Annotated in this window: 20 protein-coding genes; 12 read left to right on the top strand and 8 right to left on the bottom strand. The window is 70.4% G+C overall.

What is annotated here, in order from left to right; all coding sequences use genetic code 11:
* Positions 1-10 precede the first annotated feature (10 nt).
* The 4 genes from AB0M01_RS36985 (at position 11) to AB0M01_RS36970 (ending at position 3,289) form a co-directional block, all read left to right on the top strand.
* Positions 11-601, top strand: a complete 591-nt coding sequence (locus AB0M01_RS36985) for a hypothetical protein (RefSeq protein WP_363677231.1) — start codon at positions 11-13, stop codon at positions 599-601.
* Complete coding sequence (locus AB0M01_RS36980; RefSeq protein WP_363677229.1) at positions 598-1,284, top strand: hypothetical protein; 687 nt, start codon at positions 598-600, stop codon at positions 1,282-1,284. The genes AB0M01_RS36985 and AB0M01_RS36980 overlap by 4 nt, the downstream gene beginning before the upstream one ends.
* 105 nt (positions 1,285-1,389) lie before the next feature.
* Complete coding sequence (gene fgd / locus AB0M01_RS36975; RefSeq protein ID WP_363677227.1) at positions 1,390-2,394, top strand: glucose-6-phosphate dehydrogenase (coenzyme-F420); 1,005 nt, start codon at positions 1,390-1,392, stop codon at positions 2,392-2,394.
* A 7-nt stretch (positions 2,395-2,401) separates the two neighbouring features.
* Positions 2,402-3,289, top strand: a complete 888-nt coding sequence (locus AB0M01_RS36970) for a DUF72 domain-containing protein (RefSeq protein ID WP_363677226.1) — start codon at positions 2,402-2,404, stop codon at positions 3,287-3,289.
* 66 nt (positions 3,290-3,355) lie between these two features.
* Here the strand turns inward: AB0M01_RS36970 and AB0M01_RS36965 are convergent, their stop codons facing one another.
* Positions 3,356-3,733 carry a hypothetical protein gene (locus tag AB0M01_RS36965; RefSeq protein WP_363677224.1) on the bottom strand — a complete coding sequence of 126 codons (378 nt, stop codon included), beginning with the start codon at positions 3,731-3,733 and terminating at the stop codon, positions 3,356-3,358.
* An 82-nt stretch (positions 3,734-3,815) separates the two neighbouring features.
* Here AB0M01_RS36965 and AB0M01_RS36960 point away from each other — a divergent pair, with 82 nt between their 5' ends.
* Entirely contained in the window at positions 3,816-4,202 is a 387-nt protein-coding gene (locus AB0M01_RS36960; RefSeq protein WP_363677222.1) for a hypothetical protein, read from the top strand.
* Positions 4,203-4,205: 3 nt separating this feature from the next.
* Here the strand turns inward: AB0M01_RS36960 and AB0M01_RS36955 are convergent, their stop codons facing one another.
* A complete protein-coding gene (locus tag AB0M01_RS36955; protein WP_363677221.1) occupies positions 4,206-4,745 on the bottom strand; it encodes a GNAT family protein in 540 nt (179 codons plus the stop codon).
* Positions 4,746-5,024: 279 nt separating this feature from the next.
* Between AB0M01_RS36955 and AB0M01_RS36950 the strand changes: the two genes are divergently transcribed.
* Both AB0M01_RS36950 and AB0M01_RS36945 read left to right on the top strand, forming a co-directional pair.
* Complete coding sequence (locus AB0M01_RS36950; protein ID WP_363677219.1) at positions 5,025-5,792, top strand: glucose 1-dehydrogenase; 768 nt, start codon at positions 5,025-5,027, stop codon at positions 5,790-5,792.
* On the top strand, positions 5,789-6,082 hold the full coding sequence (locus AB0M01_RS36945) for a hypothetical protein (RefSeq protein WP_363677218.1): 294 nt from the start codon (positions 5,789-5,791) through the stop codon (positions 6,080-6,082). Before AB0M01_RS36950 ends, AB0M01_RS36945 begins: the two co-directional genes overlap by 4 nt.
* 4 nt (positions 6,083-6,086) lie before the next feature.
* Here AB0M01_RS36945 and AB0M01_RS36940 read toward each other — a convergent pair whose 3' ends face one another.
* The 3 genes from AB0M01_RS36940 to AB0M01_RS36930 form a co-directional block, all read right to left on the bottom strand.
* Positions 6,087-6,461 (bottom strand): YciI family protein, encoded by a 375-nt coding sequence (locus AB0M01_RS36940; RefSeq protein ID WP_363677217.1) that lies wholly within the window; start codon positions 6,459-6,461, stop codon positions 6,087-6,089.
* A 79-nt stretch (positions 6,462-6,540) separates the two neighbouring features.
* Entirely contained in the window at positions 6,541-7,167 is a 627-nt protein-coding gene (locus AB0M01_RS36935; protein WP_363677215.1) for an FMN reductase, read from the bottom strand.
* Positions 7,164-8,297 (bottom strand): LLM class flavin-dependent oxidoreductase, encoded by a 1,134-nt coding sequence (locus AB0M01_RS36930; protein ID WP_363677213.1) that lies wholly within the window; start codon positions 8,295-8,297, stop codon positions 7,164-7,166. Before AB0M01_RS36930 ends, AB0M01_RS36935 begins: the two co-directional genes overlap by 4 nt.
* A 122-nt stretch (positions 8,298-8,419) precedes the next feature.
* On the opposite strand from AB0M01_RS36930, the gene AB0M01_RS36925 reads away from it, so the two are divergent.
* Positions 8,420-10,072, top strand: a complete 1,653-nt coding sequence (locus tag AB0M01_RS36925; RefSeq protein WP_363677212.1) for a glycosyl hydrolase family 28-related protein — start codon at positions 8,420-8,422, stop codon at positions 10,070-10,072.
* Here the strand turns inward: AB0M01_RS36925 and AB0M01_RS36920 are convergent.
* Positions 10,065-10,409 carry a tetratricopeptide repeat protein gene (locus AB0M01_RS36920; RefSeq protein ID WP_363677211.1) on the bottom strand — a complete coding sequence of 115 codons (345 nt, stop codon included), beginning with the start codon at positions 10,407-10,409 and terminating at the stop codon, positions 10,065-10,067. The two genes, AB0M01_RS36925 and AB0M01_RS36920, sit on opposite strands and share 8 nt — an antisense overlap.
* A gap of 63 nt (positions 10,410-10,472) precedes the next feature.
* On the bottom strand, positions 10,473-11,345 hold the full coding sequence (locus tag AB0M01_RS36915; protein WP_363677210.1) for an aldo/keto reductase: 873 nt from the start codon (positions 11,343-11,345) through the stop codon (positions 10,473-10,475).
* Positions 11,346-11,480: 135 nt separating this feature from the next.
* Between AB0M01_RS36915 and AB0M01_RS36910 the strand changes: the two genes are divergently transcribed.
* Both AB0M01_RS36910 and AB0M01_RS36905 read left to right on the top strand, forming a co-directional pair.
* The gene (locus AB0M01_RS36910) at positions 11,481-13,016 is read left to right on the top strand and encodes an alkaline phosphatase D family protein (protein ID WP_363677209.1); all 1,536 of its coding nucleotides are present in this window, start codon (positions 11,481-11,483) and stop codon (positions 13,014-13,016) included.
* Positions 13,013-13,837, top strand: a complete 825-nt coding sequence (locus AB0M01_RS36905) for a polysaccharide lyase family protein (protein ID WP_363677208.1) — start codon at positions 13,013-13,015, stop codon at positions 13,835-13,837. The genes AB0M01_RS36910 and AB0M01_RS36905 overlap by 4 nt, the downstream gene beginning before the upstream one ends.
* Here AB0M01_RS36905 and AB0M01_RS36900 read toward each other — a convergent pair.
* Entirely contained in the window at positions 13,834-15,414 is a 1,581-nt protein-coding gene (locus AB0M01_RS36900) for an alkaline phosphatase D family protein (protein WP_363677207.1), read from the bottom strand. The genes AB0M01_RS36905 and AB0M01_RS36900 overlap by 4 nt on opposite strands.
* 145 nt (positions 15,415-15,559) lie before the next feature.
* Between AB0M01_RS36900 and AB0M01_RS36895 the strand changes: the two genes are divergently transcribed.
* A complete protein-coding gene (locus AB0M01_RS36895) occupies positions 15,560-15,796 on the top strand; it encodes a hypothetical protein (RefSeq protein WP_363677206.1) in 237 nt (78 codons plus the stop codon).
* Positions 15,793-16,596, top strand: coding sequence for a Fic family protein (locus tag AB0M01_RS36890; RefSeq protein ID WP_363677205.1), 804 nt, complete (start codon positions 15,793-15,795; stop codon positions 16,594-16,596). The genes AB0M01_RS36895 and AB0M01_RS36890 overlap by 4 nt, the downstream gene beginning before the upstream one ends.
* Positions 16,597-16,609 lie beyond the last annotated feature (13 nt).

Raw genomic sequence — 16,609 nt, 5'->3', positions numbered from 1 at the left:
GAGCTTCCAGGTGGCTGGGGTCTGGAGCAGTGGAGTGGTGCGCGGGGCGCTGATCGCGTCCGGGGTGGCGTTGATCGCAGGGCTCGGGATCGGGTTCGCGGCCGGGCAGCCGGTGCACGAGGACGACGTCGCGGCCGCCCGCAAGCTTCCGGACGACCTGTGCCAGCGGCTCGGCAGCATCGCCGGAATGTTGCCTAAGGCATCTTCCGAGGAGTTCGCGCAGACCGGTACCGGCGAGGTGCGCTGCCGCGCGGTCGCCGAGGAGAGCCGCCAGCAGACCTTCACCGCGGCGACCGTCAACGTCCGCATCACGCCGTACGGCGGGAAGCTCGCCGGCAGCGGTCAGCCGCCGTACCGGCCGGACGAGGTCGCCCGCAAGGCGTTCGACCGGGAGAACGGCGAGCTCGAGTCCGGCCGGCAGTACCCGACCCGCACCGAGCGCGTGGCCGGGACCGGTGGCGAGCAGTGGAAGGTCTCGGTCGTCGTGCTGCACGCCGACGTCATCGTCCAGGTCGACTACGAAGCCCACCCGGTGAACCCCGACAAGGCCGAGCAGGCCGCACTGGCGCTCGCGGACCGCGCGATCTGGGAGGCGAAGTGAAGACCAAGTGGTGGATGTACGGCGCGGCCACGGTCGCCGTGCTGATCGTGTTCAGCGTCGCGTACTCCGTCGGGGCCGCGGTGCGCAGTGCGACCAGCGAGGTCGAGCCGGCGGCGCCGCCGCAGCCCGCGGTCAGCCCGGGCGCGCTGCCGACCGGTGTCCTCGCGCCGGGCCTGCCGAAGCCGCTCGGTGGCCAGCGCTTCGAGCCCGCGCCGTACGTCGGTCTGGTCGGCGCGGTCTACCCGAAGGGCCCGGAGGTCTACTCGACCCGCATCCTCGAGCTGCCGTTCGAGTTCGGGTTCCCCCGGCCGCCGCTGCTCGACGAGGACCGGTCGGGGGAGTCCTCGACCACGATCTACCGCCGCGCGCTGACCCGCTCCGATCCCGGCCAGGCCGAGGTCGACCTGCGGATCGCGGTCCGTCCGTGCGGCGAGCGGGCGGCCTGCCTGGCCGGCCGGGCGGCGTTCGACGCGGACTGGACCAAGGAGTTCAAGGCCACCGCGCCGGCGACGCCCCGCGGCGACCGGACCTGGTTCGGCGCCGGCGGCAAGCGGTACCAGGTGACCCTGAGCCACGCGTTCCGCGGGCCGGCCGGCCGCTGGTGGCTGGTCGGGGCGGTCGCCACCGGCGACCAGGCCCAGGCCCAGCGGGTGATCAACGACATCTGGGCCCAGACCCCCTGACTCCTCCGCGATCACCGGGCCCACCCGCGCAGTACGGTGGCGGCATAGAACGTGCGGCGCGTGGGTTGTCACTCGGTGGACCGACTACGACGGAGGAGCAGCAGGGTGAGCATTCGGATCGGGTACAAGGCGTCGGCGGAGCAGTTCGGGCCGCGCGAGCTGGTCGAGTACGCCGTACGCGCGGAGGAGCTCGGGCTGGACAGCGTCACCGTCTCCGACCACTTCCTGCCCTGGCGGCACGAGGGCGGCCACGCGCCGTTCGCGCTGGCCTGGATGGCCGCCGTCGGTGAGCGCACGAACCGGGTCCTGATCGGTACCTCGGTGCTGACCCCGACCTTCCGTTACAACCCGGCCGTGATCGCGCAGGCGTTCGCGACGCTGGGCGTGCTCTACCCAGGCCGGATCATGCTCGGCGTCGGCAGCGGCGAGGCGCTGAACGAGATCGCCGTCTCCGGTCGCGAGTGGCCCGAGTTCAAGGAGCGGTTCGCGCGGCTGCGCGAGTCCGTCGACCTGATCCGGGCACTGTGGACCGAGGAGACGGTCAGCTCCGACGGCCCGTTCTACAAGACCGTCGAGGCGTCGATCTACGACCGGCCGGAGACGCCGCTGAAGATCTACGTCGCCGCGGGCGGACCGCTGGTCGCCAAGTACGCCGGCCGCGCGGGCGACGGGTTCATCGCGACCTCGGGCAAGGGCATGGAGCTGTACAACGACAAGCTGATGCCGGCTGTCCGCGAGGGCGCCGAGAAGGCCGGCAAGAAGTTCGAGGACGTCGACCGGATGCTCGAGGTCAAGGTCTCCTACGACCGCGACCCGGAGCACGCGCTGGAGAACACCCGGTTCTGGGCGCCGCTGTCGCTGACGCCCGAGCAGAAGCACAGCGTCGACAGCGCGACTGAGATGGAGCGGCTCGCCGACGAGCTGCCGATCGAGCAGGTCGCCAAGCGCTGGATCGTCGCCTCCGACCCCGAAGAGGTCGTCCGCCAGTTCCAGCCGTACCTGGACGCGGGCTTCAACCACTTCGTGGTGCACGGGCCCGGCCACGACCAGGAGCGCTTCCTGACCCAGCTCACCGAGGACGTCGTACCGCTGCTGCGCAAGCTCGGCTGAGTCACTGGTGGAGCGCTGGCCGGAAAGTCCGTACCGGATCGGGATCTCGGGGTGGCGGTACGCGCCCTGGCGCAAGGTCTACTACCCGGACGGGCTGCCGCAGCGCGCCGAGCTGGAGTACGCGTCGCGGCGGCTGAACTCGATCGAGCTGAACGGCTCGTTCTACGCGCTGCAGCAGGTCTCGTCGTACCGGCGCTGGTACGACGAGACGCCGCCCGGGTTCGTGTTCGCGGTCAAGGGGCCGCGGTTCATCACGCAGATGAAGAAGCTCGAGGATGTGGCGACGCCGCTGGCGAACTTCTTCGCCTCGGGCGTGCTCGCGCTCGGCGAAAAGCTCGGGCCGGTGCTCTGGCAGCTGCCGGGGACACTCGGGTACGACGAGGACCGGCTGGCGCGATTCTTCGAGCTGCTGCCGCGGACGACGGGTGAGGCGGCGAAGCTCGCGCGCAAGCACGACGAGCGGATGAACGACCGATCGTTGCTGGAGGCAATGGTCGACCAGCCGGTCCGGCACGCGCTGGAGGTGCGGCATCCGTCGTACGAGCACGGTCGGTTCGTCGATCTGCTGCGCGATCACGACATTGGGCTGGTGTGTGCTGACACGGCGGGGAAGTGGCCGATGCTGGACGACGTCACGGCGTCGGACTTCGTCTACGTGCGCCTGCACGGCGCCGACGAGCTGTACGTCAGCGGCTACGACGACGCCGCCCTCGACCGCTGGGCCGGACGCATCAAGACCTGGCACGGCGGACGCACACCGACGAACGGCCAACGCGTCGGCACCCCGGCGCCGCGCCGGCAGCGCGAGGTCTACGCGTACTTCGACAACGACGTGAAGGTCCACGCGCCGTACGACGCGGAGGCGCTGGCGCGGCGGCTGGGGATCAGCAAATGAAGTACGAGGTGCTCGGGTACGTCGTGGAGGAGCGCTGGCGGTCGTACGCGCCACCCGCGGGCTGACTCAGGTCGGGATCCACTCCGGCCACCACGGGGGCACGTTGGCGGGGCAGATCGGGGCGGCCAGGCCGGCCGGCGTACCGGCCCAGGAGAAGAGGGCCAGGTCGGCGATCGCGATCGCGACCAGCGCGCCGATGAGCGGCATCAGGAACTTGCCGCCGCCGCCCTTCTTCATCACCCGCCAGACGACGCTGAACAGGATGATGTTGACCACCAGGGAGACCGGCAGGCCGACGAACAGCAGCGTCGGGCCGTTGCCGACCGGGCCGGTGAGCTTGACGCCGCAGTCGTCCCAGGCCCGCCGCGTGATCCACAGCAACCCGAAACCCGCCGCCCCACCGATCACCAACGAGAAGAACGACAGCCGGTTGCCTTTGCCCATGGTCCAACCGTATGGGCTCCCGGCCCCGGTCGCCTCCCGCAACGCCTGTCCGCGGGGACCCGGGGGCATCTACCATCCGGTCATGAAGGCGAAGGCGTGGCTGTTCGCGGTGGTGGCGGTGCTGGCGCTCGGGCCGGCGGTGGCGGCGCTGGTCGAGCAGAACTGGGTGAGCGCGCTGATCCGGCTCGTGCCGACCGTCGTGTTCGGGACGATGGCGGTCAAGGAGTATCGGACGCCGGCGCCGCCGAAGGCGTGGACGCGGCGGCAGACCGTGCTGACTCTGGTCTTGATGCTGCCGCTGACCTTGCTGTTCCTGGGACTCGTGGTCTGGATGGCGGTGGCGAGCGACGACACGGTGATGCGGGTCGCGTTCGGTGGGGTCTTCCTGCTGTTCGTCGGGCTGCTCAGCGCGGGCGCGTGGGTCGTGCGCAAGGAGCACCTGCAGGCGACGGGTGCGGCGGCGTCCTGAGCGTCAGGTGTTGATGGTGACCGGGCGCTGCGGAGTCTCCAGCGGGTCCGAGGCGAGGCGGGCGTGCCGCTCGACGTCGTACCGGGTGCCGTCGTAGGCGAGGCGTTCGCGTTCCAGGCCCTCGTACAGGAAGCCGGCGCCCGCGGCGACGCCGCAGGAGGCCGGGTTGTTCGTCCGGTGACCGAGCTCGAGGCGGTAAAGGCCGGCGTCGTGGTGCGCCCAGTCGGCGAGCGCGCGCAGCGAGTCGCGGGCGACGCCCTGGCCGCGGACGGCGGCGATCGTCCAGTACCACGTCCAGCCGACCTGGTGGCGGTCGATGTTGGTCACCGCGACACAGCCGACGGGATGGTCGTCGGCGTCGGCCACGGCGTACACGTGCCCGTTGTCGAGATCGGCGACCCGGCCGATCCAGTCGACGGCGCTTGCGGTGTCGCGGATACCGCCCTGGTTCGCCATCTCCGGGTCTGCGTGCGCCGCCGTCAGGCGCAACGCGTCAGCCACACGCCACCGCCGCAACTCGAGCGTCGCCAGGTCGTAACCCATTCGTCGAACATACCTCCGGGGGTGTGAGCGCATGGTGTTCACCGGCCTGTCCCGAGGCTTCGGGGGGTGTGCTCCGGCTGTGTTGTTTGGCATCGACTTCGTCGCCGCGGGTTTTGGGGCTTTTTCGCCCGCTCTTCCCTCGTCGTTCGGTCGCTGCGCTCCCTCTCTCCTCAGTCCAGAGCGGGCGGCCCCAAAACCTTGGGGGGATCCTCGGCGGGATGGAGGTTGGGGGGCTCGCCTGGGTCGGCGGGTTGGGGCGTCGTCCTGCAGGATGGGGGAATGCGATTTCTCGACTTCTCGGACCAGGTTGTGCTCGTCACCGGCGCCAGTAGTGGGATCGGGGCGGCTGCGGCCGTCGGGTTTGCGGAGGCGGGGGCGACGGTGGCGTTGCACTTCCACGCGAACGAGTCCGGGGCGAAGCACACGCTCAGCGCCGTGCAGACGGCCGGTGGTGACGGGTCCGTCCATCAGGCCGACCTGGCCGATCCGGAGGCGGCGACCAGCCTGATCGACGCGGTGCTGGCCAAGCACGGGCGGATCGACGTACTGGTCAACAACGCCGGCGACCTGGTGAAGCGCTCGCCGGTGACCGACGTACCGGACGACGAGTTCCGCCGGATCATCGACGTGAACCTGACCTCGGTGTTCGCGATGAGTCGCCGGATCGTGCCGGTGTTCCGCGCGCAGGGCAGCGGGGCGATCGTGAACGTCACCTCGATCGCCGGCCGGCACGGCGGAGGCGGCGGGTCGGTCGTGTACGCGACCAGCAAGGGCGCCGTCAGCACCTTCACGCACGGCCTGGCCAAGGAGCTCGCGCCCGACAACATCCGGGTGAACGCGATCTCCCCGGGCGTGATCAGCACCCCGTTCCACGACCGGCACACCGGCGAGGAGCAGCTGAAGGCGATGCTCGGCACGATCCCGATGGGCCGCACCGGTACGCCGCACGAGTGCGTCGGCACCATCCTCTACTTGGCCAGCGACGCGATGAGCTCGTACGTCACCGGCCAGATCGTCGAGGTCAACGGCGGCCAGTTGATGCCGTGAGCGACCCGGAGATCGTCAGCGGGATCGAGCGCTCCGGGTTCTTCGACATCGCCTCCGGCGCGTACGACGGCGACGGCATCGGCTGCCTGCTGATGCCGGTCTTCGCCGCCGCCGGACTACTCGTCCACCTCGTCTTCCGCGGGCTCGGCGCCGGCTGGACCTTGCAGGTGTCGGTCGGTGACGACGTGCACCGCAAGGTCCGCTACCGGACGAAGTCCGCCGCGGAGGCCGACGAGTCGGTCCAGCGCGCGCGGGCGCTGGCCGACTACCGCCTGGCGCACCCCGAGTAGGCCATCACTCGAACGAGTGGATCGGGCGGATCTCCACCGTCTCGCCCGGTCCGGCGAAGGCCTGGCCGACCTCCTCGGCGCGCTCCGGGGAGACGTCGATCAGGAACAGCCCCGCGAGGTGCTCCTTCGACTCCGAGTACGGCCCGTCGGTGACCACAGCGCGCCCGGACCAGCGGTAGAGCTTGGCGGTCGCGGGGTCGCCGAGGGCCTCGCCGCCGAGCAGTTCACCCTTCGACTGGAGATCGCTCAGCACCGTCTCGAAGGAGCTGTTGAGCTGGTCGCGCTCGGCCTGCGGGAGGGCTTGGTGCTCCGGCATGAAGTCCCCGGTCGGGTGGCCCCACGGCTGCGGGCTGGAGTAGATCAGTACGACGTACTTCATGTGGACTCCTGAACGAACGAGCGGCCGCTGATCGGCCTTCCGACGCTACATCGGATCCGGTCAGCGGCCCTCGACATTTCTAGTTGTTCAGCAAGTCCTCGAACGGCGTCGGGTTAGCGAAAGGGTCGACAGCACCCGTCGCCGGCCGCTGCGTCACCAGGTCGACGAGCTCGGTCGCCGCCCGCTCGACCCGGGTCTTCAGCGCGGCCGCGTGCGGCCCCCAGTCCGACGACGCGGCGTACACACCGGTCGGTACGACGACCGCCTGCAGGTACGCGAACAGCGGCCGCAGCGCGTACTCCAGCACCAGCGAGTGCCGCTCGGTACCACCGGTCGCGCCGATCAGCACCGGCTTGCCGACCAGCGCCTTGTCGTCGAGCACGTCGAAGAACATCTTGAACAGCCCGTTGTACGACGCGCTGAACGTCGGCGTGACCGCGATCAGCGCGTCGGCCTCGACGACCGTCTCCAGCACCTCGCGCAGCGCCGCCGACGGGAAGCCGGTGAGCAGGTTGTTGGTCAGGTCGTGCGCGTGGTCGCGCAGCTCGATGACGACGACCCGGTGCGGCACCCCGCGGCCGTCCAGGGTGTCCCGGACGGCGGCGGCGAGCTGGTCGGCGAGCAGCCGGGTCGACGACGGGGTCGTCAGCCCGGCGGTCACCACCGCGATCGTGCGTTCGCCGGCGGGGCGGGGCAGCGCCTTCATCGCTCGACTCCCTCCGTGACCGACTCCGGCGTGGACAGCGACTCCAGCGAGTGCGCCCGCTCGGCCGCGGTCTTCAGCGACTCGTGCGTCGGCGCGTCCGGTACGTGCGCCGGCTTCAGCGCCGCGAACTCCTTGCGCAGGACCGGCACGACCTCCTCGCCGAGGATGTCGAGCTGCTCGAGCACCGTCTTCAGCGGCAGGCCGGCGTGGTCCATCAGGAACAGCTGGCGCTGGTAGTCACCGAACTGCTCGCGGAAGCCGAGCGTCCGCTCGATCACTTCCTGCGGGCTGCCGACGGTCAGCGGCGTCTCGCGGGTGAAGTCCTCCAGCGAGGGCCCGTGCCCGTAGACCGGCGCGTTGTCGAAGTACGGGCGGAACTCGCGGACGGCGTCCTGGGAGTTCTTCCGCATGAAGACCTGGCCGCCGAGGCCGACGATCGCCTGGTCGGCGGCGCCGTGCCCGTAGTGCTCGAAGCGGCGGCGGTACAGGCCGATCATCTGCGCGGTGTGCGAGGCCGGCCAGAAGATGTTGTTGTGGAAGAAGCCGTCACCGTAGTACGCCGCCTGCTCCGCGATCTCCGGTGAGCGGATCGAGCCGTGCCACACGAACGGCGGGACGCCGTCCAGCGGCCGCGGGGTCGCGGTGAAGCCCTGCAGCGGGGTGCGGAAGTTGCCCTCCCAGTCGACGACGTCCTCGCGCCACAGGCGGCGCAGCAGGGCGTAGTTCTCGACGGCGAGCTGGATGCCGTTGCGGATGTCCTGGCCGAACCACGGGTAGACCGGGCCGGTGTTGCCGCGACCCATCATCAGGTCGACCCGGCCGTCGGCCAGGTGCTGCAGCATCGCGTAGTCCTCGGCGATCTTCACCGGGTCGTTGGTGGTGATCAGCGTGGTCGAGGTGGACAGGATCAGCTTCGAGGTGCGGGCCGCGATGTAGCCGAGCATGGTGGTCGGGGACGACGCGACGAACGGCGGGTTGTGGTGCTCACCGCTGGCGAAGACGTCCAGGCCGACCTCCTCGGCCTTCAGCGCGATCGTCACCATCGCCTTGATCCGCTCGGCCTCGGACACGGTGGTGCCCGTGGTCGGGTCCTGCGTCACGTCGCTGACGCTGAAGATGCCGAACTGCATCAGGGTTCTCCTCGAAGTAGGTAGTTAATTATTGAACTATTTCCAGCTCTTGTCTATTCCGGTCCGCCCAGTGAAACTTGGTCCCACCCTGCGAAACCCCTTCCGCCCCGAGGAGTTCGTTCATGATGCTCTCCCGCCGCCTCGTCCTGGGCAGCGCCGCCGCGATCCCAGCTGCCGGACTACTCTCCGGCACCCCGGCCCAGGCCAGCCAGTCCGGCCGACGCGACGCCTCCACCGAACTGCTCGCCGAGTGGGCCGAGACGCCCGGCACGCACCCGCTGATCCCCGACATCTCCCACGCCGGCTACCGCGGCGGCGAACGCCCGAACCGCCCGCGCAAGGTCGTCAAGGTCACCGACTTCGGCGCCCGCCCCGGCAGCAGCACCGACGCGGCCCCCGCCTTCAACGCCGCCGTCCAGTACGCCGGTACGCACGGCGGCGCGACGGTCCTCGTCCCGCCGGGCGTCTACCGCCTGGACTCCCCGATCTGGATCCACTGGTCGAACGTCGTGCTCAAGGGCTCCGGCCGGGACCGCACGATCCTGCACTTCACCCGGCCGCTCGAGGAGAGCTACCGCCCGAACCTTCAGCCGAGCCTGCAGAGCCGCTGGTCGTGGACCGGCGGCCAGATCTGGGTGATCGCGCCGGAGCGCAAGGCCAAGTCGGAGGCGGAGGACTTCGCCGCGTCGGAGGGCTGGCTGCTCGGCGACACGCTCGCCGAGGTCGGCGCCGCGTCGCGCGGCCAGCGGACGCTGCTCGTGTCCAGCACCGCGAGCCTGAAGGCCGGCGACCTCGTCGTACTGGAGACCGACAACCCGGCCGACGCCGGTGTGCTCAAGCATCTGGCCGGCGACGTCCCCGGTACGGCGGCGTACGACTGGCCGGTCAAGGCGCCGCAGCTGACCACCGGGTCGGCCGGTCAGTACATCCAGTACGCGACGCTGCAGTGGCCGGTCCGCATCGCGAAGATCCTCGGCGACCGCCTGATCGAGCTCGCGCAGCCGCTGCGCTACGACCTCAGGCCGAGCTGGCCGTCACGGCTGCGCGAGATCGGCCCGACCGTGCACGACGTCGGCGTCGAGTCGCTGACCATCCGCAACGAGCTGAAGCCGATGACCATCCACAACCGCCATCCCGGCGCGAACGGCCTGTGCTTCCAGGCGGTGCACGACTGCTGGGCCGACGATGTCCGCGTCGAGAACTGCGACCTGGGCTTCGGGTTCACCACCACGAAGGCGGTCACGCTGACCGACGTCGTGGTCGGCGGCCGGTCGGCGCACCACAGCTTCGCCTGCCGGATGCAGGCCCACGACAACCTGGTCGACGGGTTCGAGATCGAGGCGTTCACGGTGCCGCTGCCGTCCGGCGCGCTGCACCACGGGCTCAACCTCGAAGGGCTGTCCGCGGGCAACGTCTGGCGCCGCGGCCGGATGGCCGAGGGCACGTTCGACACGCACCGGGCGATGCCGTTCGAGAACGCGCGGACCGACATCACGCTGGTGAACAACGGGCGGGTCGGCGGTTCGGCGGCGTCCGGGCCGCTGTTCGGCGCGCGGATCGCGCACTGGAACGTGCGGATCACCAGCGGTACGCCGTACGCGATTCAGCTGGCCGACGTGGCACCCCGCAGTCTCACGGTCGGGCTGCAGGGGCTCACGTCGGACCCGAGCGGGTTGCCGCGCGACTTCCAGGGCGACCTGGAGAACGGCACCTTCCTGCTCGGCGCGCGGCCCGGCGTACAAGATCTGTACGCCGCGCAGCGCTCGCTCAAATAGTGTGCGTGGCCAGGTGACTGTCGTCGCCGGTCAGTGCCGCCACGATCCGGCGGTGCTTGACCGCCTCGTCGGCCCGTGACTGCCGCTCGAGCGTGCGCGCCATCATCAGGTGCGCGTAGTACTCGGTCGGCTCGCGGGCGATCACCTCGGTCAGGTGCTCCTCGGCGGGCTTCAGCAGCGCGGAGTGGTAGTAGGCGCGGGCCAGCAGCAGCCGCGTGCCCACGTCGTCCGGCGTCTCGTCGACGACCGGCTTCAGCGCCTTGATCGCCCCGCGGTAGTCCTTCTCCTCGAAGTACTGCCGGCCGAGGCCGTAGCTCAACGCACGCATGTCTTCCATCAGCAGACCTCCCGTCGGGGTGGGCGAACATCCTTCCGAACGCCCGCCCCGACGGCGGTATTCCTAGGCGGCGTCCAGCTCCGCGACCTGCTCGGCGGTCAGCTCCAGGTCGACCGCGGCGTAGGAGTCGCGGATCGTCTCCGGTCGGCTCGACCCCGGGATCGGGATCACGTGCGGCGACTTGGCCAGCATCCAGGCCAGCGTGAGCTGCTGCGGGCTGACCTGCAGCTCCTGGGCGATCCGGTGGAACGCCGGGTGCTTCTCGCCGAGATCCGACGCCTTCGAGATCCCGCCGAGCGGCGACCAGGGCAGGAACGCGATGCCGAGCTCGTCGCACAGCTCCAGCTCCGGCTCGCTCGACCGGAACGCCGGGGAGAACTGGTTCTGCACCGAGACGAGCCGGCCGCCGAGGATCTCCTGCGCCTGCTTGATCTGCTCCGGGTTCGCGTTGGAGATGCCGGCCTGCCGGATCTTGCCCGCGTCGAGCAGGTCGCGGATCGCACCGATCGAGTCGGCGTACGGCGTCTTCGGGTCCGGCCGGTGGAACTGGTAGAGCCCGATCGCCTCGACCCCGAGCCGCTTCAGCGACGCGTCGGCGGCCTGCTTCAGGTACTCCGGCGACCCGTTCAGCGTCCAGGATCCGTCCCCGGGCCGCAGGTGCCCGCCCTTGGTCGCGACCAGCACGTTCGACGTGTCACCGCCGTACGACGCCAGCGCCTTCGCGATCAGCGACTCGTTGTGCCCGACGTCGGACGCGGTCAGGTGGTAGGCATCGGCGGTGTCGATCAGCGTGATCCCGGCGTCCAGCGCGGCGTGGATCGTCGCCACCGACCGGCTCTCGTCGTCCGGACGGCCCTCGATGGACATCGGCATCCCGCCGAGCCCGATCGCACTGACCTCGACGTCACCGATCCTGCGGTTCTTGTGGGTAGCCATGCGTTCCAAGTTCCCGCACCGGCGGTCAGAAAACCAACAGGAAATCGCACTGGCAGTGATCACCCGTGGTACTGAATTCATCGAGTGGTAGTCAAAGGGTTACCTGCTGCCATCAACTCAAGTAAGAATATGACGATGGATGCCGAGCTGCCCCGCAGATCCTTCCTCCAACTCAGCGGTCTGAGCGCGGCCACCGTCGCGTTCGGGGTCGCGGCCCCGGCGAGCGCGGACGCCACCCCGCGCCGGCCGGTCCCGGACGGCGCGTTCGCGCTCGGAGTCGCCTCCGGCGATCCGACGGCCGACAGCGTCGTGCTGTGGACCCGGCTCGCGCCGCGGCCGCTGGCCGTCGACGGGCACGGCGGCATGCCGCCGGACGACGTACCGGTGCGCTACGAGGTCGCCGAGGACGAGCGCTTCCACAAGGTGGTCCGCACCGGGACGGCGATCGCGTCCCCCGAACTGGCGCATGCGGTGCACCCCGAGGTCCGCGGCCTGAAGCCCGGTCGCGAGTACTTCTACCGCTTCCGGGCCGGCACCGTGATCAGCCCGGTCGGCCGGACCAAGACGCTGCCGGCCGGCCGGGCCACGCGCTTCAGCTACGCGCTGGCGTCCTGCCAGGCCTGGTACCACGGGTACTTCGCGGCGTACCGGGACCTGGCCCGCCGGGACGTGGACGCCGTCGTGTTCCTCGGCGACTACGTCTACGAGTACGGGATCGTTGCTGGCGGCAACTTGTGGCGCCAGGGAGTGAGCGTCGGGCCCGAGCACGGGGTCGAGATCGAGACCCTGGAGCAGTACCGGCTGCGGTACGCGCTGTTCAAGACCGACCCGGACCTGCAGGCCGCGCACGCGGCCGCGCCCTGGCTGCACATCTGGGACGACCACGAGGTGCAGAACAACTACGGCGCCGACAACTCGCTCTACGGCATCCCGCCGGAGCTGTTCGTGCACCGGCGCGCGGTCGCCTACCGGGCCTTCTACGAGAACCTGCCGCTGTCGCTCCGCAGCCTGCCGAGCGGTCCGGACAGTCAGGTCTACCGCCGCTTCGACGTCGGCGACCTGGCCCGGATCAACCTGCTCGACACCCGGCAGTACCGCGACCCGGTGCCGGTCGACGAGGCGGACCGGCTCGCCGAGCAGCGCACGATCATGGGCGCCGCCCAGGAACGCTGGCTGTACGACGGCCTGACCCGGTCGCGCGCCACCTGGAACCTGGTCGCGAACGGCGTCGTCGTCATCGCCGTGAGCGACGACCGGATCGAGCAGTGGGACGGCTACCCGGCGAACCGGCGGCGGCTGCTCGACGCGTTCGGCCGGACCAGCAACCCGGTCGTTCTGACCGGCGACATCCACCGGCACGTCGCGGCCGAGCTCAAGGCGGACTTCGCCGATCCGGCGTCGCGCACGGTCGGGGTCGAGCTGGTCTGCTCGTCGATCGGCTCCGACGGCGACGGCGCGGACACCGACGCCTACGCCAAGGACTGGCTCGGGCACCCGTACGTGAAGCTCTACAACGCCCGCCGCGGCTACGTGCACGCGACGCTCACCCCGCACGAGATGACGTCGGAGTTCGTCACCGTTCCCTACATCGAGGCCGACGCGAACGCCGCCGCCACGACGGTGGCGCGGTTCCGGACACCGGCCGGCGCTCCCCGACTGGAGGCACTGTGAAGCGCGTTCCCGCTCCGGCCCACCTACGCGGCAGCGGCCAGCTCGGCGCGGTCACGCTGGACTGGACGGCGGTCCCGTGGTCCACGATGGTCGACCACTACGCCGTGTACGCCGCCACCGGCGGGTCGTCGTACGAGCTGGTGGGCAAGACCGTGTACCCCCACTTCGTGCACCGCGGCCTCGGCTTCAGCGGAGTGCGCCGGACGTACCGGGTGGTGACGGTCGACGCGGCCGGTGCGACCTCCGCGCCGTCGCCGGCCGTGGCCGTCACCAACCTGACGTCGGTGACCGTCTCCGGTCGCCCGATCGCGCGCGTCGGCCAGTACGACGGCAAGGGCTCCGAGTTCGCCCTGTCGCCGAACCACAGCGCCGACTACCCGAAGACGTTCCCGGCCGACGTCGACTACACCTACGGCACCTCGGTCCCGAACCAGGACTGGTGCTACCTACTGCCCGGCCCGTCGGACAAGTGGGCCGGCTCGAAGAACCACCGGGTGCGCTTCCGGTTCGACCTGGACGCCGTACCGGCCGGGGACCTCGATCTCGCCCTCTGGCTGATCGACTCGCACGCGACCATCCCGGGCTCGGCGGTGCTGTCGGTGAACGGGCGCGAGGTGGAACGGCTCACCTTCCCGGCCGGTGCCACCAAGGGCTCGCTGATCGCCGACAGCACCTACCCGGGCTCACCGCTGAAGCCGGCGTACCTGGAACGGCCGCTGCCCCGGTCCCTGTTCGGGCCCGGCCAGAACACGGTCGAGCTCGTCAAGGACCAGGGCTCCTGGATCGCCTTCGACGCCTTCGGGGTCTACGGCCGCGGCTAGCCCAGGTGCACGTTCGCGCGCCGGTCCTCGACGACGTACGTCGCCCGCGTGCTGACCGGAGCGTCCGGCTTGCTGACGAACGGGACGACGCGGAAGTCGGAGCGCCACTGGTGCTCGTCGACGGTCACCCGGACGTAGCCACGCTGGGAGTTGAAGAACTTCAGGTGCGGGTTCGCGGCCAGGAACTGCTGGCCCTGGTCGGTGCTGTCGGCGCCGTCACCGCCGCTGGTGATCGACGTCCCGACGAACTCGGTGCCGACCGTGCGCGAGTCCGGGTCGGCGAAGTCGCGCTTCAGCTCCAGCGCGTAGTTCTGGTGCCGGTCGCCGGTGATGACGACCAGGTTGCGGACGCCGCTGTCCTGCGCGGCGGCCAGCACCTTGTTGCGCTCGGCAACGTAACCGTCCCACGGGTCGAGCCAGACGTGGGTCTCCGGGCCGGGCGTCCAGTCGGTCTGGCCCATCGGGGTCTGGTTGCCGAGCACCTGCCAGCGGGCCCGCGACTGCCGGAAGCCGTCCAGCAGCCACTTGCGCTGCTTGCCGCCGAGCATCGTGTTGTCCGGGTCGAACCGGCCGTCGCAGGTCGACGAGTCGCCGTCGCCACAGGGCTGGTCCGAGCGGTACTGCCGGGTGTCCAGGATGGTGAAGTCCGCCAGCCGGCCGTACGGCAGCCGCCGGTGGTAGCGGATGTCCGGGCCGGACGGCATCTGCTCGTGCCGCAGCGGCAGGTTCTCGTACATCGCCTGGAACGCCTGCGCCCTGCGCTGCTTGAAGATCACCGGGTCCTGGTCGGGTTCGGTGTCGGCCTGGGAGAGATCACCGGCCCAGTTGTTCTCCACCTCGTGGTCGTCGAAGGTGTGGATCCACGGGTGTGCCGCGTGCGCGGCCTGCAGCGGCGCCTCGGACTTGTAGAGCGAGTACTGCAGCCGGTACCGGGCCAGGTCGAACGTCTCGGTGTGGAACCGCGGGTCGGTCTCGACGCCGCGCTTGTTGGTCTTCACACCCGACTCGTACAGGTAGTCGCCGAGGTGCACGACCAGGTCGAGGTCCTCGTGCGCCAGGTGCTCGTACGCCGTGAAGTAGCCGTCCTGCCAGGCGTTGCAGGACGCGAACGCGAACCGCAGGTTGCGCGGCGTGGTCAGCGGGTGCGGGGTCGTCCGGGTCCGGCCGGTCGGCGAGACCTCGTGGCCGGTGCGGAAGCGGTAGTAGTACTCGCGGTCCGGCAGCAGCCCGTGGACCTCGGGGTGCACCGAGTGCCCGAGCTCCGGCGTCGCGAGCACGCTGGAGCGCCGTACGACGAACCGGAAGCGCTCGTCGAGCGCGACCTCGTACTCGACGCGGACTGGCTTGTTCGGCATCCCGCCCTTGCCGTCGACGGCGAACGGGTCGGTGGCCAGCCGGGTCCAGAGCACCACGCTGTCGTACTTCGGGTCGCCGGAGGCCACACCGAGCGTGAACGGGTTGCCGGCCCGGCCGGGAACGGCGTAGGTGGTCGAGGCGTCCCAGACACCGGTGCCGAGCAGCACCGCGGCGGTGCCGGCACCGCCGTACCCGAGAAAACGCCGTCGGGAGACAGACATCACAGATCCTCCTGGAGCGGGGAGAGGGGGTCCGGATCAGCCTTCAGCCGGTGGATGACGGCGCGCGGACGCCGGTGCGACGCCGAAGTGAACGAAACTGCTCGATACGCTGGGCACCGCCCACCGAACACGCAGGAGTGCTGAGATGACGTACGAGCCGTGCCGCTACGCCCGCCGCTGGCCGGAACTGTTCGAGCCGCTGGACGACGCGCAGAAGCAGCGCGTCAGCGATGCCCTGGCGAGTGGGCGGCTGGACGGGTGGGAGCCGGACCGCGAGGACGTCTCCGACCTCGTCGACCGTGAGCTCGGCCGGATCGACGCCGCCGAGTACATCCGGCGCACGATGGCGAAGGTCGGCAAGCCGGCTGAGGGTGAGGCGTGACGCAGCCTGCCCCGGAGCCGACCCCGATCGAGCGGTGGAACCGGTTGCTCACCGAGCCCGGTGGCAACGTCCTGCGCAACAAGCTCGGCCTGACCGACGCGGACCGGCTGCGCGCGGCCGAGTACCGGATCCGCGCGATGCGCCAGGGCGAGCTCCAGCGTGGTGAGGTCGACATCCCGCGCACCTCCGACCTGCCGCACCTGCAGGCGATCCATCAGCACCTGTTCCAGGACGTCTACGAGTGGGCCGGTCAGACCCGCGACGTCGACCTGGTCAAGGACGGCCAGCCGTTCGTCGAGCACGGCTGGGCGCCGCAGTGGATCGAGAACACCGGCAGCAAGATGCGCGGCGTCGACTGGCCGAACATCTCCCGGGAGGACTTCGTCCGGACCGCGGCCACCGCCTACGCGGAGCTGAACCTCGCGCACCCGTTCCGCGAGGGCAACGGCGCCAGCACCAAGCTGTTCCTGCAGCAGATGACCGAGGGCGCGCCGTACCGGATCGACTACGACCGGGTCGAGAAGAACGCCTGGAACCAGGCCTCGATGGACTCCCGGGTGCAGTCGCTGCAGACCCGGACGGTGCAGCCCGGCCAGCTGGTCCAGGTCTTCGACCAGATCGTCGTCGACCGTGAGCAGCCGGCCGCCGCCGCGGTGGACCCCGAGCTGGCGAAGGCGATCGCGCTGCAGAACTCGACGTACCAGAACCTGGGCACGCACCGCAGCGGCCCGACCGCTGAGCAGTCCGCCCCGCGGCCGCAGACCGTGAGCCTGGCCAAGGCGCCCGAGCGCGAGGTCTGACCCCGGCATCGAG

The sequence above is a fragment of the Kribbella sp. NPDC051770 genome (genome assembly GCF_040681455.1).
Classification (GTDB): domain Bacteria; phylum Actinomycetota; class Actinomycetes; order Propionibacteriales; family Kribbellaceae; genus Kribbella.
This window is presented reverse-complemented; position numbering and strand designations above follow the sequence as displayed.